Source organism: Cupriavidus sp. DF5525, from assembly GCF_040149425.2.
GTDB lineage: Bacteria > Pseudomonadota > Gammaproteobacteria > Burkholderiales > Burkholderiaceae > Cupriavidus > Cupriavidus pickettii_A.
In genome coordinates this window covers 1,045,683-1,072,452 of record NZ_CP168265.1, presented here as the reverse complement: position 1 = coordinate 1,072,452, position 26,770 = coordinate 1,045,683, and the positions used below count along the sequence as shown (strand labels likewise).

Here is a 26,770-nt window from a genome sequence, read left to right as displayed (position 1 = left end):
TGGTTCAGAACAGGAAATAGCGCTGCGCCATGGGCAGCTCGGTGGCTGGCTCGCACGTCAGCAACTGGCCGTCGGCGACCACCTGGTAGGTCTCGGGGTCGACCGTGACGTGCGGCTGCCAGTCATTGTGCACCATGTCGCGCTTGCTGACCGTGCGCGTGCCGCGCACCGCCGACAGTGTTTTGGCCAACCCGTAGCGCTCGCCGATGCCGGCCGCCAGTGCCGCCTGCGACACGAAGGTCAGCGACGAGCGGTGCAGCGCCCCGCCGGCCGTCGCGAACATCGGGCGGTAGTGCACCGGCTGGGGCGTCGGGATCGACGCATTGGGGTCGCCCATCGCCGCCGCGGCGATCATGCCGCCCTTCAGGATCAGGCTCGGCTTGACGCCGAAGAACGCCGGGCGCCACAGCACCAGGTCAGCCCACTTGCCGACTTCCACCGAACCCACTTCATGGGCGATGCCATGGGTCAGCGCCGGATTGATGGTGTACTTGGCAACGTAGCGCTTGACGCGGAAGTTGTCGTGCCCGCCGCGCGCATCGTGCGGATCGCCCGGCAGCTTGCCGCGCTGCAGCGCCATCTTGTGCGCGGTCTGCCAGGTGCGGATGATGACCTCGCCCACGCGGCCCATCGCCTGCGAATCGCTGGAGATCATCGAGAACGCGCCCAGGTCGTGCAGGATATCCTCGGCAGCGATGGTCTCGCGGCGGATGCGGCTTTCGGCGAAGGCGATGTCCTCGGCAATCGACGGATCCAGGTGATGGCACACCATCAGCATGTCGAGATGCTCGTCCAGCGTATTGACGGTGTACGGGCGCGTCGGGTTGGTCGACGACGGCAGCACGTTGGCCTCGCCACACACCTTGATGATGTCGGGCGCATGGCCGCCGCCGGCGCCTTCGGTGTGATACGTATGGATGGTGCGGCCCTTGAACGCCGCGACGGTCACCTCGACAAAGCCAGCCTCGTTAAGCGTGTCGGTGTGGATCGCCACCTGAGTGTCGGTCGCGTCCGCCACCGACAGGCAGGTATCGATCGCCGCCGGCGTGGTGCCCCAGTCCTCATGCAGCTTCAGGCCGATCGCGCCAGCTTCCACCTGCTCCAGGAGCGGCGCCTGCTGGCTGGCATTGCCCTTGCCCAGCAGGCCGATATTCATCGGGTAGGCGTCGGCTGCCTGCAGCATGCGCTCCATATACCACGGCCCCGGCGTCACGGTGGTGGCGAAGGTGCCGGTGGCCGGTCCGGTGCCACCGCCGATCATGGTGGTGACGCCGCTCATCAGTGCCTCTTCGATCTGCTGCGGGCAGATGAAGTGGATATGGCTATCGATGCCGCCGGCGGTGACGATCATGCCCTCGCCCGCGATCACCTCGGTGCCCGGCCCGACCACGATGGTCACGCCCGGCTGGATATCGGGATTCCCGGCCTTGCCGATCGACGCGATGCGCCCGTCCTTCAGGCCGATATCCGCCTTGACGATGCCCCAGTGGTCGACGATCAGCGCATTGGTGATGACGGTATCGACGCAGTCCTTCGCCATGCGCTGGCTCTGGCCCATGCCATCGCGGATCACCTTCCCGCCGCCGAACTTCACTTCCTCGCCGTAGATGGTAAAGTCCTTCTCGACCTCGATGATGAGCCCGGTGTCGGCCAGCCGCACGCGGTCGCCGGTGGTCGGGCCGAACATCTCGGCATAGGCCTGCCTGGAAATCTTTGCCATCACAGCGCTCCCATGATCTTGCCGTTGAAGCCGAAGACGATGCGGTCGCCATCCAGCGCCACCAGTTCGACGGTTCGGGTCTGGCCGGGCTCGAAGCGCACCGCAGTGCCGGCCGCGATATTCAGCCGGAAGCCGCGGGTGGCCTCGCGGTCGAACGCGAGCGCGATGTTGGTCTCGTAGAAGTGGAAGTGCGAGCCGACCTGGATCGGACGGTCGCCGGTATTGGCCACCGTCACGCTGACCGTGGCGCGGCCGGCGTTGAGTTCGATCTCGCCGTCGGCGGGCATCAGTTCACCGGGGATCATGGCAGTCCTCCTCAGGCAACCAGCAGGCCGGCGCCGTACAGCGCCACGCCGGCGCCCGCCAGGCGCGCCAGCCAGCCGGCGCGGCGGCGCAGCAGCGTGCCGGCGCCGATACCGAGCAGGTGCAGCGCCATGGTCGACACAGCGAAGCCGCCAACATAAGCCAGCACGGCCGGCAGTGCGCCCGCGGTGCCTGGCAGCTCGGCGCCGTGCGCATAGCCATGAAACACGGCGAAACCGCCGACCAGCAGCGTGCCAGCCCACGCCGGCAGCTTGGCACGCAGCGCCACCAGCAGGCCGATCACCAGCAACGAGGCAGCGATCATCGGCTCGACCGCCGGCAACGCCACCCCGGACAGCCCCAGCGCAGCACCTACCAGCATCAGCGCGATGAAAGCCAGCGGCAGGCGCATCGTGTCGGATGCCGAGCGCGCGATCAGCGCGCTCCACACGCCCACCGCCGCCATCGCCAGCAAGTGGTCGGCGCCGGTGAAGGGATGCGCCAGGCCGGCCCACAGGCTGGCGCCGACAGTGGCGGCATCATGGCCAGGATGCGCCAGCGCGGCGCTGGCGGCAACGGTCAGGGCAGTGCCCAGGGCAAGGCGCAGGCAGGCGGTACGATTCATGTCGGCTCTCGGTTGATCTTGTTGTTCGGGATCGGGCGTCGGCGCGTGGCGCTCAGACGATGGGATGGTGCACGGTCACCAGCTTGGTGCCGTCAGGGAAAGTCGCTTCGACCTGGATCTCGGGGATCATCTCGGCCACGCCGTCCATCACGTCGTCGCGGCTCAGCACCGTGGTGCCCTCGTGCATCAGCTCGGCCACGGTGCGGCCGTCGCGCGCGCCTTCCATGATGGCGGCGGTGATCAGCGCCACCGCCTCCGGGTAGTTCAGCTTGAGTCCGCGTGCCTTGCGCCGTTCAGCCAGCAGCGCGGCGGTGAAGATCAGCAGCTTGTCTTTCTCTCGCGGCGTCAGTTCCATCTTGTGTTCCTTGTTCTACGGATGTTTTCGCTTATGTTGCCCACAGGCGCAGCGGCCGCGCGACCACACCGTGAATCGGCTCGCGCAGTGCCTGCCAGCTATCCACCATGACGTGGCGCACGGCTTCCATCTGCCGGCCGAGCACGCGCAACAGCAGCATCGATTGCCCGTTGGCTGCGAGGCAGGTCACACCGGCGCGCAGCTCCGGCGTATAAGGCAGTCGGTCGGCAAGCATTTCAGCCAGCTCCTGCGTGGCGCTCTTGCCCACTGCCCACAGCGTGCCCAGCACGTTCAGGCCGTCGAGCCCGGCCACCCCTGTACGCAGCGGCGAGGCCGCCTCGAAATGCGATTGTTCGATCCACAGCGCACGCTCGCCCGCGCCGATCCGGGTATCCAGCCACAGCGCGCCGCGAGCCCACTGCTCGCCCGACGCCTGCCGCCCCAGCACCACAGCATCCCAGCCGATCGCGCTGCCGCCGGGCGCCACCTCGAGCACCGTCGAAATGCGCGCGCGGGCATCGTCAAAGACGATGTTCTCCTGCGGCAGCCAGTCCAGCCGCGCGCCCGGCCCGACGGTGAGGCGCACATACTGCGCCGCCTCGCGGCCGAGCGACTTGTACCACTTGGTCGCACCCGGTGTGGCCAGCACAGCATGCGCGCCCGCCTCCACCGTCACGTCGATTTCCAGGCTGTCCCCGCCCGCCACGCCCGCCGGCGGGTGCAGGATGACGACGTGGCAGATCCCGCCCTCGGGATACAGCGGCTTCTGCACCAGCAGCGGCCCCTGGTGGCGCCGCTCAATCAGCGCGGTGCGTTCGCCGCGTTGCGCAAAGCGCAGCCGCAGCGTTGCCTGCCATGCGGCGGGCACGGCGAGGGACGAAGGGAAATCGGGATGACGCATGGCAAGGAAAAGCCGGCGGCGGAGCGCGCGCGATGGCGGGGGTTGCAGGCATCATAGCGCGCCACCCGCCTGGGCGGAAGCGGCGCGCAGCCGACAATTCCCCGCGCTGCGCCGTGCCCGCCTTACACGGCGATCAGCTCCCGCACGCCGTCCTGCTCCATGCTGGCGCCGGCGCCGCGCGCCACCACCTCGCCGCGGCTCATCACCACATAGTGGTCGGCGATATGGCGCGCGAACTCGTAGTACTGCTCGACCAGCAGGACCGTCATGCCGAACTCGTCGACCAGCAGCCGCAGCGCGCGGCCGATGTCCTGGATGATGGACGGCTGGATGCCTTCTGTAGGCTCGTCCAGGATCAGCAAACCCGGCTCGCTCATCAGCGCGCGGCCGATCGCCAGTTGCTGCTGCTGGCCGCCCGACAGGTCGCCGCCGCGGCGCAGGCGCATGGTGCGCAGTACGGGAAAGAGCTGGTAGATCCGGTCCGGCACGCCGGACGGACGCGCGCGGCTGGCAGCGCCGATCAGCAGGTTTTCTTCCACGGTCAGGCGCGGGAAGATCTCTCGGCCCTGCGGCACGTAGGCCAGCCCGGCCGAGACGCGCTCGTAGGGCGGCTTCTTCTCCAGCGCCTTGCCCTCCCACTGGATGCTGCCGCTGCGCGTCGGCACCACGCCCATCAGGCACTTGAGCAATGTGCTCTTGCCCACGCCGTTGCGGCCCAGCAGCGTGGTCAGCTTGCCGGCGGGCACGTCGAAGCTGACGTTGCGCAGGATATGGCTGCCGCCATAGAACTGGTTCAGTGCATTGACCTGCAGCATGCTTATCTTCCCAGGTAGGATTCGATCACGCGATCGTCGCGCTTGACGCTGTCGAGCGTGCCTTCGGCCAGCACGCTGCCCTCTGCCAGCACCGTGACCTTGCCGGCATCGCCAGCCAGCGCGGCAACGAACTCCATGTCGTGCTCCACCACCATCATCGAGCAGCTGCCGCGCAGGCCGTTGAGCAGCGCCGCGAGCTGCATCGTTTCCTCATCGGTCATGCCTGCCACCGGCTCGTCGAGCAACAGCAGCTGTGGCTGCTGCATCAGCAGCATGCCGATCTCCAGCCGCTGCTTCTGCCCGTGCGACAGCAGGCCGGCGGGCCGGTAGGCCTCGTCCTCCAGCCCGGTCAGCGCCAGCGTCTCCTCGATGCGGCGGTGCCCCTCCCCCGTCAGGCGCGCGCGCAGCGAAGACCACCAGCGCTTGTCGGCCTTCATCGCCAGCTCCAGGTTCTCCCACACCGCGTGCTGCTCGAACACGGTAGGCTTCTGGAACTTGCGGCCGATGCCGACCTGGGCAATGCGCGGCTCGGTCATGCGCATCAGGTCGATGGTCTGGCCGAGGAACACGCGGCCGCTGACATTGGCGTTGCGCGGGCCGGTCTTGCCGGTGATGACGTCCATCATCGTGGTCTTGCCGGCGCCGTTGGGGCCGATCACGCAGCGCAGTTCGCCGTGGTCGATCGACAGTGTCAGCTTGTTGAGCGCGCGGAAGCCGTCGAACTGGACTGTCAGGTCTTCCAGGTACAGGATCGGGCCGTGCGACACATCGATGGTGCCGGGCTCGACGATCCGGCCCAGGCCGGTGGCGTCGCCGCTTTCCGCCTGGCCATGTTCGAGTGCGGCGTTCATGCTTCACCTCCGGTGCGGGCCGCCACGGCAGGCGCGGAAACAGGTTCTGGTGCAGGCGGCGCAGCAGCCGCGCGTCGCTCGCGCAGGCGATTCCACAAGCCGGTCACGCCGTCGGGCAAGTACAGCGTCACCAGCACGAACATCGCGCCCAACAGGAACAGCCAGTACTCGGCAAAGTGGGCCGTGAAGACGGTCTTGGCGCCATTGACCAGGAAGGCGCCGATCACCGGCCCGATCAGCGTGCCGCGCCCGCCCACGGCTACCCAGACGGCCATTTCGATCGAGTTGCCGGGCGACATCTCGCCGGGGTTGATGATGCCGACCTGCGGCACATACAACGCACCTGCGATGCCGCACAGCACAGCGGAGAAGGTCCACACGAACAGCTTGTAGCCGAGCGGATTGTAGCCGGAGAACATCACGCGCATCTCGGCATCGCGCACCGCGGTGACAACGCGGCCGAGCTTCGAGGTAACGATATAGCGGCAGGCGACAAACCCGGCCAGCAGCGCCAGGAAGGTCAGCACGAACAGCACCGTACGCGTTTGCGGCGCGGCGATGGCAAAGCCCGCGATGCGTTTGAAGTCGGTAAAGCCGTTGTTGCCGCCAAAGCCGGTCTCGTTGCGGAAGAACAGCAGCATCGCTGCATACGTCATTGCCTGCGTGATGATCGACAGGTACACGCCCTTGATGCGCGAGCGGAAGGCAAAGAAGCCGAACAGCCACGCCAGCACGCCCGGCACCAGCACCACCAGCAACAGCGCGAAGCCCAGATGCTCAGTGCCATGCCAGAACCACGGCAACTCCTTCCAGTCGAGGAACACCATGAAGTCCGGCAGGTCGCTCTTGTACACGCCCTCGCGCCCGATCGAACGCATCAGGTACATGCCCATGGCATAGCCGCCGAGCGCGAAGAACAGCCCGTGGCCCAGGCTCAGGATGCCGCAGTAGCCCCACACCAGGTCCAGCGCGATCGCCGCCAGCGCAAAGCACATGATCTTGCCGACCAGCGTCAGCGCATACGCCGACAGGTGCAGCGGATGGCCCTCCGGCAGCACCAGCGCGCATACCGGCACGCCGATGCCGACGATCACCGTGACCGCCACCAGCATCATCCAGCCGCGCCGCGAGAATAGCGACTGGCGCTCTGGCACCGCCAGCCGGAACGGCGTGGCGGGAGAATTCGATTGGAATCGCTGCATCATGCCTCCGCGCTGCGCCCCTTGAGCGCGAAAAGTCCCTGCGGCCGCTTCTGGATGAAGAGCACGATCAGCACCAGGACAAGGATCTTGGCCAGCACCGCGCCGTAGAACGGCTCGATGAACTTGTTGATGATGCCCAGTCCGAACGCGCCGACGATGGTCCCCGCCAGTTGCCCCACCCCGCCCAGCACCACCACCATGAACGAGTCGATGATGTAAGCCTGGCCTAGGTCAGGACCGACATTGCCGATCTGCGACAGCGCGCAGCCACCCAGCCCGGCGATGCCGGCGCCGAAGGCAAAGGCATAGCTATCCACCTTCCACGTACGCACGCCGACGCAGGCAGCCATGGTGCGGTTCTGCGTGGTGGCGCGCACGAACAGCCCGAGCCGCGTACGGTTCAGCACCGCCCACGCCACCGCCACCACGGCCAGCGCAAACAGGATGATGACGATGCGGTTGTACGGGATCACCAGCCCAGGCATCCATTCGACGCCGCCGCTCATCCAGGCCGGGTTGGCCACTTCGACGTTCTGCGCGCCGAACAGCGTGCGCACCGCCTGCATCAGCAGCAGGCTCACGCCGAAGGTGGCCAGCAGCGTTTCCAGCGGACGGCCGTACAGGTGGCGCAGCACCAGCCGCTCGAGCACGAAGCCCACCACCGCCGCCGCCAGGAACGACGCCGGCAGCGCCGCCGGCAGGTACCAGTCGAACGCACCCGGAGCGTAGGCACGGAACAGCGACTGCACCACGTAGGTGGCATAGGCGCCGATCATCAGGAACTCGCCGTGCGCCATGTTGATGACGCCGATCAGGCCATAGGTGATGGCCAGCCCGAGCGCAGCCAGCAGCAGCACGCTGCCCAGGCTCAGCCCGGCGAACAGGTTGCCAATCAGCTCGGCGCGGCGTTGGTCGCTGCGCAGCGTGTCCAGCGCCTGCTGGGCGGCCAGGCGAACGTCGGCGTCGGGCTCGCGGTAGTTGCCGGCGCTGTCGCGCTCCACCAGCGGCGCCAGCTTCTGGCGGCTCTGCGGATTGCTGTCGTTGCCGAGGATACGGATCGCCTCGAGCCGCGCGTCATGCGCAGCAGGATCGGCCGGCTCGGCCAGCACCAGGTTGGCCCAGATCACGTCGAGGCTGGCGCGCAGGCCGGCATCGGCCTCGTTCTTGCGCGCGGCTTCGACCGCGGGGCGCGAGGCGCTTTCCGGCTGGGCGCGCAGCGTGGCGACCGCCTGCGCGCGCACCGCGATGTCGGGCGACTGCAGCAGCAGGCTGCTGGCGGCGCTGTCGACCAGTGCACGCAAGCTGTTGTTCAGGGTCAGCGATTCCAGTTCGTCGGTCTTCACCGAGACTGGTTTGCCGGTGATCGCATCGACGGTCTTGTCGCCGTCCTGCCGCACCATGCCGACCGATGGTGCGTATTGCAGCGCATCGTCCTGCAAGGCTTTCAGGATCGGGCCGGCCTGCTCGGGCGGTGCCTTCGCCAGCGCGGTCAGCGCGGCGGTCTTGGCGTCGAAATCGTCTTCGACCAGCGGCTTCAGGTCAGCCTGCGTCAGCGCCGCGGCCCACGGCGCCGCGGCCAGCAGCAGCGCTGCCAGCATGGCGCGCAGCCACGGCATCGCGTTTATCGGGAGGTGTTGGCGCATAAGGGCTGGCGGAGTGGCGGCGCTTATGCGCCTTGTTGTTCTGGTGTGCGAGAAGGGGGCGACGCGCTTCCCTCCCCCGCCTTGCGGGAGCAGGAAGCTATCGCCAGGGAGACGGACTTGCGTCCGCTTACATCACCTTGTCCGGCTTGCCTTCATTACCCGTGATAAACGGGCTCCACGGCTGCGCGCGCACCGCCTTCGGCGTCTTCCACACCACCGAGAACTGGCCATCGCCCTTCACTTCGCCGATCATCACTGGCTTGTACAGGTGGTGGTTCTCGCCCATGGTCAGCGTGAAGCCGTCCGGCGCCTTGAAGGTCTGGCCGTACATCGCCGCACGCACCTTGTCGGCGTCGGTGGACCCGGCCTTCTTCACGGCCTGCGCCCACATCTTGATGCCCACGTAGGTGGCTTCCATCGGGTCGTTGGTCACGCGCTTGTCGCCGCCCGGCAGGTTGTTGGCCTTGACCCACGCCGCCCACTGCTTGCGGAAGGCGTCGTTCTCGGGGTTCTTGACCGACATGAAGTAGTTCCACGCGGCCAGGTGGCCAACCAGCGGCTTGGTGTCGATGCCGCGCAGTTCCTCCTCACCCACCGAGAACGCCACCACCGGCACGTCCTTGGCCTTCAGGCCGGCGTTGCCCAGTTCCTTGTAGAACGGCACGTTGGAGTCGCCGTTGATGGTCGAGATCACCGCGGTCTTGCCGCCCTGCGAGAACTTCTTGATATTGGCGACGATGGTCTGGTAGTCGCTGTGGCCAAACGGCGTGTAGACCTCTTCGATGTCCTTGTCGGCAACGCCCTTGCTCTTCAGGAAGGCGCGCAGGATCTTGTTGGTGGTGCGCGGGTAGACGTAGTCAGTGCCCAGCAAGTAGAAGCGCTTGGCGCCGCCACCTTCCTTGCTCATCAGGTATTCCACCGCCGGGATCGCCTGCTGGTTGGGCGCCGCGCCGGTGTAGAAGACGTTCTTGGACATTTCCTCGCCTTCATACTGCACCGGGTAGAACAGCAGCGAGTTCAGTTCCTCATAGACCGGGAGCACCGACTTGCGCGACACGGAGGTCCAGCAGCCGAAGGTCACCGCAACCTTGTCCTTGCTGACCAGCTGGCGCGCCTTCTCCGCGAACAGCGGCCAGTTGGAGGCCGGGTCCACCACCACCGGCTCGAGCTTGCGGCCGAGCACGCCGCCGCTCTTGTTGATCTCGTCGATGGTCATCAGGGCCACGTCTTTCAGCGACGTTTCCGAGATGGCCATCGTGCCGGACAGCGAGTGCAGGATACCGACCTTGATCGGTTCCTTGGACTGCGCCATGGCCAGCGGGCTGATACCGATCATTGCCGCGGCGGCGATGGCCGACAGCTTCAGCATGTCACGTCGTTGCATTTGCAGCTCCCGTTTATGGTGTTAGTCAGGGACTACGCTCCCCGGGTGATGCTTCTGCAACTAGCGTGCCATTGGAGTCCTGGCGGTTTGAGGCCGGATACTGGCGGCCGGCGTGGCGCGACGAGGCCGGCGACCCCTGCGCGCACCATGGGCGTGCATTGCACGTGCGCACTGAGACAGTGCGCCGGCACAAATGCGTGCACCCACAGTGCATCGCGTGCGCGATCACGACGAAGGCGTGCGCCAGAACCGGGCGGACCCATACGGGGGGTGCGCGTCCCGCCCGGATATTAAGCGCACACTTAAACCCGTAGATACGTTCAAACCCTAAGGCTGTAGCGAAGCCACGCAGCAAAAAAACGGGGCCCCTCGCGGGGCCCCGTTTCTCGATGCCAGGACTTCAGTCCTTACATCACCATCATGTTGGTATTCAGGTTGTGCATGATCCACAGCGAACCCGCCAGCACGATCACCAGCACCAGCACCGTGAACAGCAGCGCGACCACGTTGCTGCGCTGCTCGGACGACGAGTCCAGGTGCAGGAAGTACTTCAGGTGGACCAGGATCTGGACCGCGGCCATGCCCAGGATGATCCAGAGGATGGTGCCCTTGTCCATGGTCCCGTCCATCACGAGCTTGAACGGGATCACGGTCAGGATCACGGCCAGGATAAAGCCGATCGCGTACGACTTGAAGCTGGCATGGGTGTCATGCGAGGCATGCGCGTGCGAGTCGTGGGCGCCATGCGCCGCCGGTGCGTTGTGTTGTGCCATCACACTGCTCCCATCAGGTAGACCACGGTAAAGACGCCGATCCAGACCACGTCCAGGAAGTGCCAGAACAGCGACAGGCAAGTCAGGCGCTTGACCAGCGTTGGGGTGATGCCCTTCCTGGCCAGTTGCCACATCAGCACGATCATCCACAGCATGCCGCTGGCGACGTGCAGGCCGTGGGTGCCGACCAGCGTGAAGAACGACGACAGGAACGCGCTGCGGCCCGGGCCGGCGCCTTCGGCGATCAGGTGGTGGAACTCGTTGATTTCCATCGCCATGAAGGCCAGGCCCAGCAGGAACGTGATGCCGAGCCACACCTGCACGCGGCTCAGGCTGCGGTTCTGCAGCGAGATCATCGCCATGCCGTACGTGATCGAGGAGAACAGCAGGATGAAGGTCTCCACCAGCACGTAGTTGAGCTCGAACAGCTCCTTGCCCGACGGGCCGCCTGCCACTTCGCCGCGCAGCACGGCGAAGGCCGCGAACAGTCCGGCGAAGATGATGCAGTCGCTCATCAGGTAGATCCAGAAGCCATACACCGTATTGGCACTGGTATCGTGGTGCGCATGGTCATGGCCATGGGCGTCGGCGTGAGCCGAGGCGCCGGCCTGCGCGGGGATGCGGTCTAGGACTTGAGTCGACATGGTTCTTAGGCCTGCGAAGCAATGCGCTGCAGTTGGCGCGTTTCGATCTGCTCGACCTCGGTGGCCGGCACGTAGTAGTCGATATGGTCGTCGTTGCTGCGGTGGATAAACGCCCAGATCATGCCCACCAGGCCAACGATGGCCATCCACCAGATATGCCAGGTCAGGGCAAAGCCGAACACCAGGCTGAAGGCGCCGATGATGAAGCCCGCGCCCGTGTTCTTGGGCATGTGGATCTTCTCGTAGCCTTCGGTCGGCAGCGTCTCGCCACGGGCCTTCATGTCGGCGAACGCGTCCAGGTCACGCACCACCGGGGTGTGCGCGAAGTTGTAGAACGGCGGCGGCGACGAGGTGGCCCACTCCAGGGTGCGGCCGCCCCACGGGTCGCCGGTCACGTCGGCCAGCTTCTTGCGGTCGCGGATCGACACGACGATCTGCAGCACCTGGAAGAAGATGCCCAGTGCCACGAACACCACGCCGACCACGGCCAGGTACAGCCACGGCGTCCAGGCCGGGTTGTCGGTATGGTTCAGGCGGCGGGTCATGCCCATCAGGCCCAGCACGTACAGCGGCATGAAGGCGAAGTAGAAACCGACCAGCCAGCACCAGAAGGCGCACTTGCCCAGGCGCTCGTTCAGCGTGAAGCCGAACGCCTTCGGCCACCAGTAGGTGATGCCGGCCAGGTAGCCGAACAGCACGCCGCCGATGATCACGTTGTGGAAGTGGGCGATCAGGAACAGGCTGTTGTGCAGCACGAAGTCGGCAGCCGGCACGGCCATCAGCACGCCGGTCATGCCACCGATCACGAAGGTGATCATGAAGCCCAGCGTCCACAGCACCGGCGAGGTCATCTGGACCCGGCCGCGGTACATCGTGAACAGCCAGTTGAAGATCTTCACCCCGGTCGGGATGGAGATGATCATGGTCGTGATGCCGAAGAACGCGTTGACATTGGCGCCCGAGCCCATCGTGAAGAAGTGGTGTAGCCACACGATGAACGACAGCACCATGATCGCGGCGGTCGCGTACACCATGCCCTTGTAGCCGAACAGCTTCTTGCCCGAGAACGTGGCGATGACTTCAGAGAAGATACCGAACGCCGGCAGGATCAGGATGTACACCTCGGGGTGGCCCCAGATCCAGATCAGGTTCACGTACATCATGGCGTTGCCGCCACCGTCGTTCGTGAAGAAGTGCGTACCGGCGTAGCGATCCAGGCCCAGCAGCGCCAGGGTCACGGTCAGCACCGGGAAGGCGGCCACGATCAGCACGTTGGTGCACAGCGCGGTCCAGGTGAACACCGGCATGCGCATCAGCGTCATGCCAGGCGCGCGCATGCGCATGATGGTCACCAGGAAGTTCACGCCGGTCAGCAGCGTGCCGAGGCCGGAGATCTGCAAGCTCCAGAGGTAATAGTCCACCCCTACCCCAGGGCTGTAGTCCAGGCCCGACAGCGGCGGGTAGGCCAGCCAGCCGGTCTTGGCGAATTCACCGACGCCCAGCGAGACATTGACCAGCATGGCGCCCGACACGAACAGCCAGAAGCTCAGCGTGTTCAGGAACGGGAAGGCCACGTCGCGCGCGCCGATCTGCAGCGGCACGACCAGGTTCATCAGGCCGGTCATCAGCGGCATGGCCACGAAGAAGATCATGATCACGCCGTGGGCGGTGAAGATCTGGTCGTAGTGCTCAGGCGGCAGAACGCCGGTCGCGCCATTCGTGGCGAGCGCCAGCTGGGTACGCATCATGACCGCGTCGGCGAAGCCGCGCAGCAGCATGACCAGGGCGACCAGGCAGTACATCACGCCGATCTTCTTGTGGTCGACCGAGGTGAACCACTCGTTCCAGAGATAGCCCCACTTCTTGAAATAGGTGATCGCGCCTAGCAGCGCGGCACCGCCCAGGGCGATGCCAGCCAGAACGACCATGATGATCGGCTCATGAAACGGAATCGCCGACAAACTCAACTTGCCAAACATCATTGCTCCTAGGATTGCGCGCCCAGCGTCGGCTTCACCGGCGTGGTCATCGACAGCTGCTTTTCACCGAGGGTGTTGCGCGACGTGCAGATCGGGCCGCCCTTGAACCCGTCGGCGGCCAGCGCGGCGCCGCTTTGGCCCATGTACTTGTGCAGGATGCTGTGGAAGAGCTGGTCTTCCACCTTGCCGTAGTACGTGACCGGCTCCTTCTCGCTGGGTTGTGCCAGCGTCTGGTAGCCTTCAACGCCCAGTTCGGTGGACGAGGCGCGAACCTTGGCGACCCACTGGTCGAACTCGTAGTTCGACATGGCGAGGGCCTTGAACTTCATGCCCGAGAAGCCGCCGCCGCTGTAGTTGGCGGAAACGCCGTCATACGAGCCGGCTTCGTTGGCGATCAGGTGCAGCTTGGTCTGCATCCCTGCCATGGCGTACACCTGGCTGCCCAGTTGCGGGATGAAGAACGAATTCATGATCGAATCCGAGGTGATCTTGAAGTTCACCGGGGTGTCGACCGGGAAGGCGATCTGGTTGACCGTGGCGATCTTCAGTTCCGGATAGATGAACAGCCACTTCCAGTTCAGCGCCACCACCTCGATGGTGACCGGCTTCTTGTTGGATTCGAGCGGCTTATAGGGGTCCAGGTCGTGCGAGGACTTCCAGGTGATGATGCCCAGCGCAATGATGATCAGGCAGGGGATCAGCCATACCACCACTTCGATCGCGGTGGAGTGCGACCAGTCGGGTTCATAGCGTGCCGAGGTATTGCTGGCGCGGTACTTCCACGCAAACCACAGCGTCAGCACGATCACCGGGACCACCACCAGCAGCATGAGCCAGGTGGCGATCAGGATGATGCCTTTGATGTCGACGCCGACCTGCCCCTTCGGGTCGAGCAGCGTCATGTTGCAGCCAGCGAGCAGGAGCAGGCCGAGGCAGGGCAGGAACCGCGTCCAACGCGGCAGTATGGGTTTCTTCATGTCACGACTGGTTTGGTTACACCGCGCTTTGGGCAAAAGCGTGGCTAAACCGCCTGATGCTCGCGCAAGAGGCGTGGGGCTATGGGAAAACCGGAAGGACGTGTCCTTAGCTGGCGTTGCGGTCGGGCGGCGGATCTAACGCCGGAGGACCATGCGGCCTTGCAACGCCATGAACACGGAAGGACAACTGACTGCGCGCGCTGCAGGCCCTGTGGGACCTTGCCGGCGCTGCGGCACCTGGTGGCCGAAACCGCGAACGGTCCCGGCTCAGTACAGCGGCCGGGTAGCGTTGGAATACGAGGTTTTTGCACTTCCCGACGGACCTGCCTTCATGGCAGGCGCGGTTTTCGGCCGGGGAGTGCAACACGTAAAACATCGTGGGCGCGACTGTACCGCAACGCAACATTACGGGTAAACCCAACGCCACAGAACACACTGTTCGGCTGAACGGACAATCGACAACGCTGACCGCAGCGCGAGTCTTGATCGGCGTCAACGTCACAAAATCCGTATGTAAATATGCAGAAAGCCGCGCATTGCGCGGCTTTGCCGGGTGCGACAACACCGTGTGGCATATTGTCGCAGTGCGTCAGAACCGACCTCGCAGGGTCAACCGTACCGGCGTGTGATCGACTCTGCCACGCACACGGGACGCTCGCTGCCCTCGCGTTCGATCGTCACTTCCCATGTGGATTGCGCGCCCACCAGTTCGGGCGACTTCGGCAGCGGGTCGAGCCGTTCGACCTTGAGCAGCTTGATGCGTGCCCGCAGCTTGCTGCCGACCGGCACGGGTGCGGTGAAGCGCACGCGATTCAGGCCGTAGTTGACGCCGATCTTGGACGGCATATGCAGTGCGTTGTGCATGAACTTGGGCAGCAGCGACAACGTCAGGAAGCCGTGGGCGATCGGGCCACCATAGGGCGACTCCTTCTTTGCGCGCTCCACGTCGACGTGGATCCACTGGTGGTCGCCGGTGGCCTCGGCAAACTGGTTGACCTGCTGCTGGGTCACCTCGATCCAGTCGCTGACCGCGACTTCCTGGCCCTGCAGGCCTTCCAGCTCTTCCAACGATGCGATGGTACGCATGGCGGTTGTCTCCTCGATGGGTGGGTTGGTGTTCTTGCGCTCAGGCCGGCCGACGTCCGTACATGCCCATGCCCTTGACCGTGCAGACCAGCTCGCCGCGCTGGTTGGTGGCTTCCCACTGGGTGTGGACCACGCCGCGGTCCGGCTTGGACTGCGACGGCCGGGTATCCAGTACGTTCAGCACGACGGTGAGCGTGTCGCCTGCGTAGACGGGCTTGAGCCAGCGGATCTCGTCGACACCGGGCGAACCCATGCTGGCCGACTTGCCGGTGGTGCTCAGCACCAGCAGGCGCATCATGATCGAGCACGTCATCCAGCCGCTCGAGATCAGACCGCCGTAGATGCTCTTGGCGGCGGCTTCCTTGTCGACATGGAACGGCTGGGGATCGTACTGCCGCGCGAAGCTGAGGATCTCTTCCTCCGTGACGAGGTAGGAGCCCAGTTCGCGGCGGCTGCCGACTGCAAAATCCTCGAAATACAGCATCGGTTGTCTCTCCGTGGTGTCTGGCTGTTGACTTGTCTGCACGATGATCGCATGACAGGGGCAGGCGAGCGTCCGTATTTGCGGAACCCGCCCCTAACAGCGCGCAAAGAAAAAAACCGCGCCTGGACTACGGCGCGGTTTCTGTCTGGCCCTGCTTGGCTCAGGCGGCTTCCTGGAACCCCGGCTGGGCGGCAAACCTGCCCAGGTGGTGATCCACGTCGCCGAAGCTGGTGTTGATCAGCGTCAGCCGCTTGAACATGTGCGCGGCCGGCAGTTCGTTGGTCACGCCCATGCCGCCGTGGATCTGCACCGCTTCCTGGCCGACCGTGCGGGCTGCCTGCCCCACACGCGCCTTGGCGGCGGAGACATAGCGGCGGCGCTCTTCCGGCGACGCCTCCTCAAAGCGGGCCGCGGCCAGCAGCGTGATCGAGCGAGACTGCTCGGCATGGATAAACATCTCGACCATGCGGTGCTGCAGCGCCTGGAAGCGCGCGATCGGCTGGCCGAACTGCTGGCGCGTCTTGGCATAATCCAGCGTGGCGGCATTGAGCGTATCCATCACGCCCACGGCCTCGGCGCACAGCAGCACGGCGGCGTAGTCGGCGACCTGCTCGATGATCGGGAAAGCCTTGCCAGCCTCGCCCAGCAGTTGCGCCGGCGCGTCCTGGAAGGTGATGTCGGCCGCGCGCAGGTTGTCGATGGTGCGGTAGTCCTTGATGCTGACGCCGGCACCCTTGGCATCGACCAGGAACAGCGAGATGCCGTCCTGGTCGGCATCGGCGCCGCTGCTGCGGGCCGACACGACCAGCTTGTCGGCCTGGCCGCCATGCACCACCACGACCTTGCGGCCGCTGAGCTTGCCGTCGCGCGCGGTCACGCGCACGTTGTTCAGCTCATAACGCGCCTGCGGCTCGTTGAAGGCCACCGCCAGCTTCAGTTCGCCGCCGGCGACCTGCTCCAGCAGCGCGTCCTGGCCCCCGGCCAGGCCGAGCGCATAGGCACCCACCACCGTGGCCAGGTACGGTTCAACGATCAGTCCGCGGCCCAGCTCCTGCTGCACCACCATCATGTCCAGGGCCTTGCCCGCGAAGCCGCCCTGCTCTTCCGGCACCGGCAGCGCGGTCAGGCCGAGCTCGACCAGCGAGCCCCAAGCGGCCTCGCCGTAGCCGGCGGCGCTTTCGTAGTTCTTCTTGCGGGACTCGAAGCCGTAGTCCTTGTCGATAAAACGGCGGACGGCGTCAGCCAGTTGCTTCTGTTCGTCGCTGAGATTGAAGTTCATGATGCGTGTCTCCTCACAGCCCCAGAATCATCTGGCTGATGATGTTCTTCTGAATTTCGTTGGACCCGCCGTAGATGGAGGTCTTGCGATAGTTGAAGTAGTACGCGGCCAGCGGCGCCGCGTCGTCGTAGCCGGTGACGGCGTGTTCGGTCTCGCACTCCAGGTAGGCCGTGTCGAACGGCTGGGCGTACGGGCCGACGGCCTCGACCATCAGCTCGGTCAGCAGCTGCTGGATCTCGGTGCCCTTGATCTTGAGCATAGAGGCCTCGGGGCCGGGGCCCTTGCCGGCGGCTTCGCTCGACACTACGCGCAGCACGGTAATCTCCAGCGCCATCAGCTCGATCTCCAAAGCGGCGACCTTGGCGCCGAACACCGGATCCTCCAGCAGCGGCTTGCCGTTCTTCTGCTGCTGGCGCGCCACGCGCTTGAGGAAGCCCAGCTCGCGCTTGGAATTGCCGACGCGGGCGATGCCGGTGCGCTCATGGCCGAGCAGGTACTTGGCGTAGGTCCAGCCGCGGTTCTCTTCGCCGACGCGGTTCTCGACCGGCACCTTGACGTTGTCGAAGAAGACTTCGTTCACCTCGTGCTCTTCGTCGAGCATGATGATCGGGCGCACGGTGATGCCCGGCGTCTTCATGTCGATCAGCAGGAACGAGATGCCCTCTTGCTTCTTGGCTTCGGGATCGGTGCGCACCAGGCAGAAGATCATGTCGGCGTGCTGGCCGAGCGTGGTCCACGTCTTCTGGCCGTTGACGATGTAGTGCTTGCCGTCCGGGGTCAGCTCGGCGCGGGTCTTCACCGACGCCAGGTCCGAACCCGAGCCCGGCTCCGAATAGCCTTGGCACCACCAGTCGGTGCAGTCCAGGATGCGCGGCAGGTAGTAGGACTTCTGGTCCTCGCTGCCGTACTTCATGATGACTGGCGCAACCATCGCCACGCCGAAAGGCAGCACGCCGGGCGCGCCGACGCGGGCATTCTCCTCGTCCCAGATATGGCGTTGCGTAGCGTTCCAGCCGGTGCCGCCGTACTGTACGGGCCAGTGCGGCGCCGACCAGCCCTTGCCGGCGAGGATCTTGTGCCAGCGCACCAGGTCGTCGCGGTTCGGACGGCGGTGATTGAGAATCTTGCTGCGGATGTCCGCCGGCAAGTTGGCTTCGAGCCAGCTACGCACTTCCTCGCGGAAGGCGTTGTCGGACGCCGAGTAGTTGAGATCCATGCCCGTCTCCAGTGGTGCCGGCATTTTCTGAAGCTGCCGGCGGTTTGTTCTGCCTGCGCGTCATGCGCCGACAGCAACGGGCACAGGACGCAATTCAGTGAGCCGTCTGCTTCAGCGCATCCGGCACTACGAGCGGAAAAGTCTCGATGCCCTCCTCGGCCAGCGCCTGCACTTCCTCCGGCGAGGCCGAACCGCGGATGCCGCGTTCCGGCGCTTCGTCATAGTGCATGCGCCTTGCCTCTTCGGCAAAGCGGTCGCCAACGTCCTCGGTCTGGGCCAGCACCTGCTTCACTGCCTTCAAATAGAGCGCTTGCAGTGTTGCCGGTGGCGCGGCTTGCTGCGCCGCCTGCTGCGCCGGTTTGGCGGCGCCCTTGGGCGCGGTCGCGCCCGACAGGTTCAGGCGCGGCGCGCTGGGCAGCCGCGTAACGGCGTGGTCGCCACAGACCGGGCATTGGACGAGGTCACGCGAGATTTGCGACTGCGCTTCTTCCTCCGAGGCAAACCAGCCCTCGAAACGATGGTCTTGCGCACAGCGCAGGTCGAGCACCTTCATGATCTATCCAGCCCGTCAAAAGCTATATTATCCGTGAATCGAAATTTTGTGAACGGTCGTGCTAAATTTTTTCGAACGACCGTTCGGAACAGCTGCCTGCCGCACAATTCACGCCGCGCGCCGTGCCCTGTCACCAGCTTAGCGCAGGCCAGTCCAACGCGCCGACGTGACGAATGCGTATCTCAGCCTGGCAGGGACTGCTCGCCTGGCTGCCACGTACCGGAGATCACTTTTTCCAGCCAGAATGCGCCGATGATGGTCTTCACGTCGGTAATGCGCCCGCTGCGGACCCAGTCGAGCACCTGCTCCACCGGGGTGATGAAGGTCTCGATGAACTCGCCGTCGTCGAGTTGCGCCTCGCCGTGCGTCAGGTCGCGCGCCAGGAAGATGTCGATGAATTCGGTCGAATACGAGATCACCGGATGGATGCGCGTCAGGTAGTCCCAGCGCGCCGCGCTGTAGCCGGTCTCCTCCAGCAGCTCGCGCTCGCCGCAGCGCTGCGCGCCCTCTTGCGGATCGAGCTTGCCGGCCGGGAATTCCAGCATCACTTCACCGATCGGGTAGCGGAACTGGCGCTCCATCAGCACGGTGCCGTCGTCGAACAGCGGGATCATCATCACCGCGCCGGGGTGGACGATGTACTCCCGCCCGGTCTGCTTGCCGTCGGGCAGCCTGACGATGTCTTGCTTGAGGGTGAGGAACTTGCCGCGATGGACCGTGGCCGAGGCGACGCACACTTCCTTCAGTGCGTCGTCGTTTTCAGTCTGGTCGGCGGGCAGCGAGGTACCGCCTTGAGTCTTGTCGGTCATGGACGCTCCGGATCAGGCAGGGCCCGGGGCCGACAAGACCGGCTTCAGGCCGTGCGGTGTTTGACGAGGTATTGCCAGGTGAAGCCCGGGAAGGCAAACACCAGCATCATGCAGGCGGTGATGGCGTAGAACTGCCAGCCCTGCGGGAAGGCGTTGCCGAGGCTGGCTTCCACCGCAAAGCCGGCGGCGCCGGCCACCGCGTACCACAAGATCAGTTCCAGCAGGCGCAGCCACAGGGGCTTGCGCGCCTGCCGCAACGGGATCACCGCGAACAGGCGCTGGTTCACAAACGGCAGGTTCGCACTGACCAGTGCCAGCAGGATGACAAACCAGCCGCTTGCGGATGCGCTCATGGCGTGTGGCGGATCAGGAACCCAGCGTCGCGCGGATGGCCTGGTAGCACAGGTTCATCAGCGCGGCCGGGAAAATGCCCAGCAGGATCACCGCGGCGCCGTTCACGCTCAGCATCGAGCGCAGGCCAAAGGTGGCTTCCAGTTCTTCTTCAGCAGCGGGCGCATCGAAGTACATCAGCTTGACGATACGCAGGTAGTAGAACGCGCCGATCAGCGAGAACAGCACGGCCACCACGGCCAGCCAGGTCATGCCGGCCTTGACCACTGCATCCAGCACGGCCAGCTTGGCATAGAAGCCCACGGTCGGCGGAATGCCGGCCAGCGAGAACATCATCACCAGCATCAGGAACGCGAACCACGGGTTGCGGCGCGACATGCCCCTCAGGTCTTCCAGCGTCTCGGCCTCGAAACCCTTGTTCGTGCGCAGCAGAATGATGCCGAAGGTGCCCAGCGTGGTCAGCAGGTAGGTCACCGAGTAGAACATCGCCGAGCTGTAGGCATCCGCGGCGCCGTCGGCCTTGTTGGCCACCACGCCCGACAGCAGGCCCAGCAGCACGAAGCCCATGTGCGAGATGGTCGAGTACGCCAGCATCCGCTTCAGGTTGCTCTGCACGATGGCAGTCAGGTTGCCGATGGCCAGCGAGATGATCGACAGCACCACCAGCATCATCTGCCAGTCGTTGGCCAGCGGCAGCAGGCCTTCCACCAGCACGCGGATAAACAGCGCGAACGCAGCAACCTTCGGGCCGCCGGCGATAAGCAACGTCACTGCGGTCGGCGAGCCCTGGTAGATGTCCGGGATCCACATGTGGAACGGTGCGGCGCCCAGCTTGAACGACAGGCCGGCGACGATAAAGACCACGCCGAAGGCCAGCATGGTGGTGTTGACGCGACCCGACTCGACCACGCGGAACACCTCGCCCAGGTTCAGCGAACCGGTGGCGCCGTACATCATCGAGATGCCGTACAGCAGGAAGCCCGAAGCCAGCGCGCCCAGCACGAAGTACTTCATCGCCGATTCAGAGGTCACGCGCGAATCGCGGCGCAGCGCCACCAGCGCGTACGACGACAGCGACAGCAGTTCCAGGCCCAGGTACAGGGTCAGGAAGTTGTTGCCGGTGATCATCACGATCTGGCCGCCGAGCGTAAACAGCGCGAGCTGGTAGAACTCGCCGGCGAACATGTCGCGCTCAGCCAGGTAGCGGCGCGTATAGACCAGCGTCACGAACAGGCCGGCCGAGCAGAACGCGGACAGCACGTTGGCCATCGGGTCGATCACCACCAGGTTGGAGAACGCGTAATGCGTCTCGCCGGCGGCGGCGTTCAGGCCGAACCATACGGTCAGGACCAGCGTGGTGAGCAGCGACAGCGGATAGGCCACGCTCTGCTTGCCCTTGCCGCGGGCAAGGTCGATCCAGTTGACCGCGCCGATGGCGATCGCCAGGAAGATGATCGGCGCCACGGGGCCGAGTGTCGAGGACGGTTGCATGTTGATATCTCTCCCCGATTACAGCTTGGACTGTGCAGCATGCTGCAGCAGGTTCACCACGGACGGGTGCATCACGTCGGTAAAGGGCTTCGGATGCAGGCCCATGTACAGCGTCATGATGGCCAGCAGGCCGAGCATGACGAACTCACGCTTGTTCAGGTCGGCCAGCTCGCGCACGTGCTGGTGCACGATGTCGCCGAAGATCACGCGCTTGACCATCCACAGCGAGTAGGCAGCGCCGAAGATCAGGGCGGTGGCGGCCAGCAGGCCGATCCAGAAGTCGAACTTGACCGCGCCCAGGATCACCATGAATTCGCCGACAAAGCCCGAGGTGGCCGGCAGGCCGCAGTTGGCCATCGCGAAGAACACTGCCAGCGCGGCGAACTTGGGCATGGTGTTGACCACGCCGCCGTAGTCGGCGATCTGGCGCGAGTGGACGCGGTCGTACAGCACGCCGATGCAAAGGAACATCGCGCCGGAGATAAAGCCGTGCGAGATCATCTGCACGATGCCGCCTTCCACGCCAATGTCGCTGAAGATAAAGAAGCCCAGCGTGACGAAGCCCATGTGGGCGATCGACGAGTACGCCACCAGCTTCTTCATGTCCGCCTGCACCAGCGCGACCAGGCCGATGTAGATCACGGCGATCAGCGAGATCGTGATGATGAACGGGGCCAGGTAGTGGCTCGCGTCAGGGGCGATCGGCAGCGAGAACCGCAGGAAACCGTAGGCGCCCAGCTTCAGCATGATGGCGGCCAGCACCACCGAACCGCCGGTCGGCGCTTCCACGTGAGCGTCCGGCAGCCAGGTGTGCACCGGCCACATCGGCACCTTGACCGCGAAGGCGACGAAGAAGGCAATGAACAGTGCGATCTGCTCGTTCATCGACAGCTTGGCCTGGTGCCATTGCAGGATGTCGAAGGTGCCGGTCTTGTTGTACAGGTACAGCAGCGCGACCAGCGTCAGCAGCGAGCCGGCCAGCGTGTACAGGAAGAACTTGAACGCGGCATAGACGCGGTTCGGGCCGCCCCACACGCCGATGATGATGTACATCGGGATCAGCGTGGCCTCGAAGAACACGTAGAACAGCATGCCGTCCAGCGTGCAGAACACGCCGACCATCAGGCCCGACAGGATCAGGAACGAGGCCATGTATTCGGCCACACGATCGGTGATCACTTCCCAGGCCGAGATCACCACGATCACCGTGATGAAGGCGGTCAGCACGACGAACCACATCGAGATGCCGTCAACCCCCAGCAGGTAGTTGATATTGAAGCGCTCGATCCAGTTCGCCTTCTCGACGAACTGCATCGACGCGGTGGTGCGGTCGAAGTGGAACACCAGCGGCAGCGTGACGACGAAGCTCGCGATCGAGCCGAAGAGCGACATCCACCGCACGAAGCCCGGGCTTCGGTCCGAGCCGAAGGCGAGGATCAGCAGGCCGAAAAAGACAGGCAGCCAGATTGAGAAAGACAGAACCATTTCTATATTTTCCTTACTTGGTGCCTATCACTTGGTGCCGATCACGCCCGTGACCGTCAGCGTCAGCAGCACCAGCATGCCGACGATCATCGCGAATGCGTAGTGGTAGATATAGCCCGACTGCAGGTAACGGCTGGCCGAGGCGAACGAAGCCACCACCCGCGCCGAGCCGTTGACGAGCAGGCCGTCGATCAGGCCCTGGTCGCCGCCCTTCCACAGGCCGGTACCGAGCAGGCGTGCGCCACGAGCGAACACCACCTGGTTGATGGCATCCATGTAGTACTTGTTGTCGAGCAGCTTGTAGAGACCCGAAAAGCGGTTCGCGATGGCTTCAGGGATGTCCGGGCGCTTCATGTAGAAGAACCACGACAGCACCACACCGGCGATGGCCAGCCACAGCACGGGGGTGGTCAGCGAGTGAATCGCCATCGGCACCCAGCCGTGGAACGCTTCCTTGAGCTCAGCCATGGCGTGGTGGTTCTCGCCGACGAAGATCACGTCCTTGAAGGCCACGCCATTCTTGAAGAAGTTGCCGAACAGCATCGGGTCGATCGCGATCGCGCCAACGATCACCGACGGGATCGCCAGCAGCACCAGCGGCAGCGTCACCACCCACGGCGACTCGTGCGGCTTCTCGCCGGCGGCCAGGCCATGGTGGTGGTCGAGCGAAACCTCTTCGTCCTCGTGGTCGCCCTCATGGTGCTGGTGGACATGGTTCTGTCCCCAGCGCTCCTTGCCGTGGAAGACCAGGAAGTACATGCGGAACGAGTAGAACGCGGTCACGAACACGCCGGCCAGTACGGAGTAATAGGCAAAGCTCGAACCGGCGATATGCGATTCGGCGACGGCCTCGATGATCGAATCCTTGGAGTAGAAGCCCGCGAAGAACGGCGTGCCGATCAGCGCCAGCGAACCCACCAGCGAAGTGATCCAGGTGATCGGCATGTACTTGCGCAGGCCGCCCATGTTGCGGATGTCCTGGTCGTGGTGCATGCCGATGATGACCGAACCGGCGCCCAGGAACAGCAGTGCCTTGAAGAACGCGTGCGTCATCAGGTGGAACACGGCCACCGAGTAAGCCGAGGCGCCCAGCGCCACGGTCATGTAGCCGAGCTGCGACAGGGTCGAGTAAGCCACCACGCGCTTGATGTCGTTCTGGATGATACCCAGGAAGCCCATGAACAGCGCCGTGATGGCACCGATCACCAGCACGAACGACAGCGCGGTATCCGACAGTTCAAACAGCGGCGACATGCGCGCGACCATGAAGATGCCGGCGGTCACCATGGTGGCCGCGTGGATTAGTGCGGAGATCGGGGTCGGGCCTTCCATCGAGTCAGGCAGCCAGACATGCAGCGGGAACTGCGCCGACTTGCCCATCGCGCCGATGAACAGGCAGATGCAGGCCACGGTGATCATCAGCCAGTCGGTGCCCGGGAAGATCACGGTCGCCAGCTGGTCGCGCGCGGCGAACACTTCGGTGTAGTTCATGCTGCCGCTGTAGGCCAGCAGCAGGCCAATGCCCAGGATGAAGCCGAAGTCACCGACGCGGTTGACCAGGAAAGCCTTCAGGTTGGCGAAGATCGCCGTCGGGCGGGTGTACCAGAAGCCGATCAGCAGGTACGACACCAGGCCCACCGCTTCCCAGCCGAAGAACAGCTGCAGGAAGTTGTTGCTCATCACCAGCATCAGCATCGAGAAGGTGAAGAGCGAGATGTAGCCGAAGAACCGGTTGTAGCCGGGATCGCCTTCCATGTAGCCGACGGTGTAGATATGCACCATCAGCGAGACGAAGGTGACGACCACCATCATCATTGCCGTCAGCGAATCGACCAGGAAGCCGACTTCCATCTTCAGGCTGCCGATGGCCATCCACTCGTACACGGTGGCGTTGAAGCTGGCGCCGTTCATCACGTCGATCAGCACCATCACCGACAGCACGAAGGAAATGGCAACGCCCAGGATCGTGGCGGTATGCGCCACGATCCGGCCGCCGCGCGACTCCGAGGAAAACAGGTCGAAGAACTTGGTACCGAACAGGCCGGCGATCGCGGAGCCGACTAGCGGCGCCAGCGCAATCGCAAGCAGCAGGTTGGGGTTGAGCGTGGTTGCCATAGGACGCTTAGTGGTGTGCGGTCGGTGAGTCTTGGGTATCTGCGTAGTGCGCCACGGATCAGCCCTTGAGGGTGTCCAGGTCGTCCACGTTGATCGTATCCAGGTTGCGGAACAGCACCACCAGGATTGCCAGACCGATTGCCGACTCGGCGGCGGCCACCGTGAGGATGAAGAAAACGAAAACCTGACCAGCCAGGTCGCCCAGGTAATGCGAGAAGGCGACGAAGTTGATGTTCACCGCAAGCAGCATCAGTTCGATCGCCATCAGCAGCACGATCACGTTCTTGCGGTTCAGGAAGATGCCGACGATGCTGATCGCGAACAGGATCGCACCGAGGACGAGGTAGTGAGCGAGAGAGAGCACAGCGTTTCTCCGGGCTTTAGTTCTTATTGGCGGCAGCCGCGGCTTCCGTCTGCGAGGTCTGGCTTTCGGACTGCATCGGCACCAGGCGCACGCGGTCGTCGCGGCGGGTACGCAGCTGCGCCGACACGTCCTGGGCCTTGACGTCCTTGCGGCGGCGCAGGGTCAGCGCGACGGCGGCGATGATGGCCACCAGCAGGATGATGCCGGCCACTTCAAAGGCGTAGATGTAGTCGGTGTAGATCACCTTGCCCAGCGCGGCGGAGTTGGAGTAGCCCGGATCCTGCGAACCGTTGGCGACCACCGGCGTGGTGGTGCCGATGAAGTTGCGCACCAGCACGATCGCCATCTCGGCGATGATCAGCGCGCCGACCACCGATGCCATCGGCACGTAGGTCCAGAAGTCCCGGCGCAGGTGCTCGATGTCGATATCGATCATCATCACCACGAACAGGAACAGCACCATCACCGCGCCGACATAGACCAGCACCAGCAGGATGGCGAGGAATTCCGCCTTGAGCAGCATCCAGATCGCGGCGGCCGTGAAGAACGACAGCACGAGGAACAGTGCGGAGTGCACCGGGTTCTTCGCAGTGATGACTTTCAGTGCGGAGAGCACCAGCACCAGCGCAAAAACGTAGAAGATGGTGGTCGTGAGTTCCATGGTCCCTATCGGATCCTCTCAGGGCCGTCCGGCACAAGCCACCCCTTCGGGTGGCCCGCTCCTGCGGCATCCTTGCTTTGGCCCCTCACACTCAAGGGGCCGAATTCAAATTCGGTGGCAGCGGCTGCCAGGTCTGCTACTGGCGGCAGCCGCAAACCGGTCAGCGGTACTTGGCGTCGGCAGCCTTGGCCGCGGCGATCTGCGGCTCGTAGCGGTCGCCCACTGCCAGCAGCATGTCCTTGGTGAAGTACAGGTCGCCACGCTTCTCGCCGTGGTACTCCAGGATCTGCGTTTCCACGATGGCGTCGACCGGGCAGGCCTCCTCGCAGAAACCGCAGAAGATGCACTTGGTCAGGTCGATGTCGTAGCGGGTCGTGCGGCGGGTGCCGTCGTTGCGCACGTCCGACTCGATCGTGATGGCCAGCGCCGGGCACACTGCCTCGCACAGCTTGCAGGCGATGCAGCGCTCTTCCCCGTTGGGGTAGCGGCGCAGCGCGTGCAGGCCGCGGAAACGCGGCGAGATCGGCGTCTTCTCTTCCGGAAACTGGACGGTGACCTTGCGCGCGAAGAGATAGCGGCCGGTCAGCGCCATACCCTTGAAGAGTTCCTTCAGGAGCAGGCTGTTGAAGAAGTCCTTGATGGCGAGCAGCATGATGCTTCCTAGTATTTCCACACGGTGCGCGCCCTGCCGTGTTGCAGAAGGC

The 26,770-nt window shown here is 64.6% G+C and carries 27 protein-coding genes; all 27 read right to left on the bottom strand.

Features of this window, described 5'->3' with window-relative positions; genetic code table 11:
- Nucleotides 1-4: 4 nt before the first annotated feature.
- The 27 genes from ureC to nuoI all read right to left on the bottom strand — a co-directional run bounded on the left by ureC (nucleotide 5) and on the right by nuoI (nucleotide 26,718).
- On the bottom strand, nucleotides 5-1,723 hold the full coding sequence (ureC, locus tag ABNX08_RS05145) for an urease subunit alpha (protein WP_349609464.1): 1,719 nt from the start codon (nucleotides 1,721-1,723) through the stop codon (nucleotides 5-7).
- Entirely contained in the window at nucleotides 1,720-2,025 is a 306-nt protein-coding gene (locus ABNX08_RS05140) for an urease subunit beta (protein ID WP_022534092.1), read from the bottom strand. The genes ureC and ABNX08_RS05140 overlap by 4 nt, the downstream gene beginning before the upstream one ends.
- Before the next feature lie 11 nt (nucleotides 2,026-2,036).
- Nucleotides 2,037-2,648 carry a HupE/UreJ family protein gene (locus ABNX08_RS05135; RefSeq protein ID WP_349609466.1) on the bottom strand — a complete coding sequence of 204 codons (612 nt, stop codon included), beginning with the start codon at nucleotides 2,646-2,648 and terminating at the stop codon, nucleotides 2,037-2,039.
- A 52-nt stretch (nucleotides 2,649-2,700) separates the two neighbouring features.
- Nucleotides 2,701-3,003, bottom strand: a complete 303-nt coding sequence (locus ABNX08_RS05130; RefSeq protein WP_022534090.1) for an urease subunit gamma — start codon at nucleotides 3,001-3,003, stop codon at nucleotides 2,701-2,703.
- A 31-nt stretch (nucleotides 3,004-3,034) separates the two neighbouring features.
- The gene (locus ABNX08_RS05125; protein ID WP_022534089.1) at nucleotides 3,035-3,904 is read right to left on the bottom strand and encodes an urease accessory protein UreD; all 870 of its coding nucleotides are present in this window, start codon (nucleotides 3,902-3,904) and stop codon (nucleotides 3,035-3,037) included.
- 122 nt (nucleotides 3,905-4,026) lie between these two features.
- On the bottom strand, nucleotides 4,027-4,719 hold the full coding sequence (gene urtE / locus ABNX08_RS05120; RefSeq protein WP_022534088.1) for an urea ABC transporter ATP-binding subunit UrtE: 693 nt from the start codon (nucleotides 4,717-4,719) through the stop codon (nucleotides 4,027-4,029).
- Nucleotides 4,720-4,721: 2 nt separating this feature from the next.
- The gene (gene urtD / locus ABNX08_RS05115; RefSeq protein WP_022534087.1) at nucleotides 4,722-5,570 is read right to left on the bottom strand and encodes an urea ABC transporter ATP-binding protein UrtD; all 849 of its coding nucleotides are present in this window, start codon (nucleotides 5,568-5,570) and stop codon (nucleotides 4,722-4,724) included.
- Nucleotides 5,567-6,772 (bottom strand): urea ABC transporter permease subunit UrtC, encoded by a 1,206-nt coding sequence (gene urtC, locus ABNX08_RS05110; RefSeq protein ID WP_022534086.1) that lies wholly within the window; start codon nucleotides 6,770-6,772, stop codon nucleotides 5,567-5,569. The genes urtD and urtC overlap by 4 nt, the downstream gene beginning before the upstream one ends.
- A complete protein-coding gene (urtB, locus tag ABNX08_RS05105; protein ID WP_022534085.1) occupies nucleotides 6,772-8,415 on the bottom strand; it encodes an urea ABC transporter permease subunit UrtB in 1,644 nt (547 codons plus the stop codon). Before urtB ends, urtC begins: the two co-directional genes overlap by 1 nt.
- 127 nt (nucleotides 8,416-8,542) lie before the next feature.
- Nucleotides 8,543-9,799, bottom strand: coding sequence for an urea ABC transporter substrate-binding protein (gene urtA, locus ABNX08_RS05100; RefSeq protein WP_022534084.1), 1,257 nt, complete (start codon nucleotides 9,797-9,799; stop codon nucleotides 8,543-8,545).
- Between the two features lie 407 nt (nucleotides 9,800-10,206).
- Nucleotides 10,207-10,572: a cytochrome o ubiquinol oxidase subunit IV gene (gene cyoD, locus ABNX08_RS05095; RefSeq protein WP_349609471.1), complete on the bottom strand. Its 366-nt coding sequence runs from the start codon at nucleotides 10,570-10,572 to the stop codon at nucleotides 10,207-10,209.
- A complete protein-coding gene (cyoC, locus tag ABNX08_RS05090) occupies nucleotides 10,572-11,216 on the bottom strand; it encodes a cytochrome o ubiquinol oxidase subunit III (protein WP_022534082.1) in 645 nt (214 codons plus the stop codon). Before cyoC ends, cyoD begins: the two co-directional genes overlap by 1 nt.
- Before the next feature lie 5 nt (nucleotides 11,217-11,221).
- Nucleotides 11,222-13,195, bottom strand: a complete 1,974-nt coding sequence (gene cyoB / locus ABNX08_RS05085; RefSeq protein WP_041681278.1) for a cytochrome o ubiquinol oxidase subunit I — start codon at nucleotides 13,193-13,195, stop codon at nucleotides 11,222-11,224.
- A gap of 8 nt (nucleotides 13,196-13,203) precedes the next feature.
- Nucleotides 13,204-14,172 carry a ubiquinol oxidase subunit II gene (gene cyoA, locus ABNX08_RS05080; RefSeq protein ID WP_022534080.1) on the bottom strand — a complete coding sequence of 323 codons (969 nt, stop codon included), beginning with the start codon at nucleotides 14,170-14,172 and terminating at the stop codon, nucleotides 13,204-13,206.
- Between the two features lie 609 nt (nucleotides 14,173-14,781).
- Entirely contained in the window at nucleotides 14,782-15,258 is a 477-nt protein-coding gene (locus tag ABNX08_RS05075; RefSeq protein ID WP_022534079.1) for a MaoC family dehydratase, read from the bottom strand.
- Nucleotides 15,259-15,298: 40 nt separating this feature from the next.
- Complete coding sequence (locus ABNX08_RS05070; RefSeq protein ID WP_022534078.1) at nucleotides 15,299-15,742, bottom strand: MaoC family dehydratase; 444 nt, start codon at nucleotides 15,740-15,742, stop codon at nucleotides 15,299-15,301.
- Between the two features lie 160 nt (nucleotides 15,743-15,902).
- On the bottom strand, nucleotides 15,903-17,021 hold the full coding sequence (locus ABNX08_RS05065) for an acyl-CoA dehydrogenase family protein (protein WP_022534077.1): 1,119 nt from the start codon (nucleotides 17,019-17,021) through the stop codon (nucleotides 15,903-15,905).
- A 13-nt stretch (nucleotides 17,022-17,034) separates the two neighbouring features.
- Nucleotides 17,035-18,237 carry an acyl-CoA dehydrogenase family protein gene (locus tag ABNX08_RS05060; RefSeq protein ID WP_349609474.1) on the bottom strand — a complete coding sequence of 401 codons (1,203 nt, stop codon included), beginning with the start codon at nucleotides 18,235-18,237 and terminating at the stop codon, nucleotides 17,035-17,037.
- Between the two features lie 94 nt (nucleotides 18,238-18,331).
- Nucleotides 18,332-18,790: a DUF1178 family protein gene (locus tag ABNX08_RS05055; protein WP_022534075.1), complete on the bottom strand. Its 459-nt coding sequence runs from the start codon at nucleotides 18,788-18,790 to the stop codon at nucleotides 18,332-18,334.
- 182 nt (nucleotides 18,791-18,972) lie between these two features.
- Complete coding sequence (locus tag ABNX08_RS05050; RefSeq protein WP_022534074.1) at nucleotides 18,973-19,599, bottom strand: NUDIX domain-containing protein; 627 nt, start codon at nucleotides 19,597-19,599, stop codon at nucleotides 18,973-18,975.
- Between the two features lie 44 nt (nucleotides 19,600-19,643).
- Complete coding sequence (locus ABNX08_RS05045) at nucleotides 19,644-19,952, bottom strand: DUF2818 family protein (protein ID WP_022534073.1); 309 nt, start codon at nucleotides 19,950-19,952, stop codon at nucleotides 19,644-19,646.
- A 13-nt stretch (nucleotides 19,953-19,965) separates the two neighbouring features.
- Nucleotides 19,966-21,441, bottom strand: coding sequence for an NADH-quinone oxidoreductase subunit NuoN (gene nuoN / locus ABNX08_RS05040; protein ID WP_022534072.1), 1,476 nt, complete (start codon nucleotides 21,439-21,441; stop codon nucleotides 19,966-19,968).
- 18 nt (nucleotides 21,442-21,459) lie between these two features.
- A complete protein-coding gene (locus ABNX08_RS05035) occupies nucleotides 21,460-22,926 on the bottom strand; it encodes an NADH-quinone oxidoreductase subunit M (protein ID WP_022534071.1) in 1,467 nt (488 codons plus the stop codon).
- 27 nt (nucleotides 22,927-22,953) lie between these two features.
- Nucleotides 22,954-25,041 carry an NADH-quinone oxidoreductase subunit L gene (gene nuoL, locus ABNX08_RS05030; RefSeq protein WP_022534070.1) on the bottom strand — a complete coding sequence of 696 codons (2,088 nt, stop codon included), beginning with the start codon at nucleotides 25,039-25,041 and terminating at the stop codon, nucleotides 22,954-22,956.
- A gap of 58 nt (nucleotides 25,042-25,099) precedes the next feature.
- Nucleotides 25,100-25,405 carry an NADH-quinone oxidoreductase subunit NuoK gene (gene nuoK / locus ABNX08_RS05025; protein ID WP_022534069.1) on the bottom strand — a complete coding sequence of 102 codons (306 nt, stop codon included), beginning with the start codon at nucleotides 25,403-25,405 and terminating at the stop codon, nucleotides 25,100-25,102.
- A 16-nt stretch (nucleotides 25,406-25,421) separates the two neighbouring features.
- Nucleotides 25,422-26,066 carry an NADH-quinone oxidoreductase subunit J gene (locus ABNX08_RS05020; protein ID WP_022534068.1) on the bottom strand — a complete coding sequence of 215 codons (645 nt, stop codon included), beginning with the start codon at nucleotides 26,064-26,066 and terminating at the stop codon, nucleotides 25,422-25,424.
- A gap of 160 nt (nucleotides 26,067-26,226) precedes the next feature.
- A complete protein-coding gene (gene nuoI, locus ABNX08_RS05015; protein WP_022534067.1) occupies nucleotides 26,227-26,718 on the bottom strand; it encodes an NADH-quinone oxidoreductase subunit NuoI in 492 nt (163 codons plus the stop codon).
- Nucleotides 26,719-26,770 lie beyond the last annotated feature (52 nt).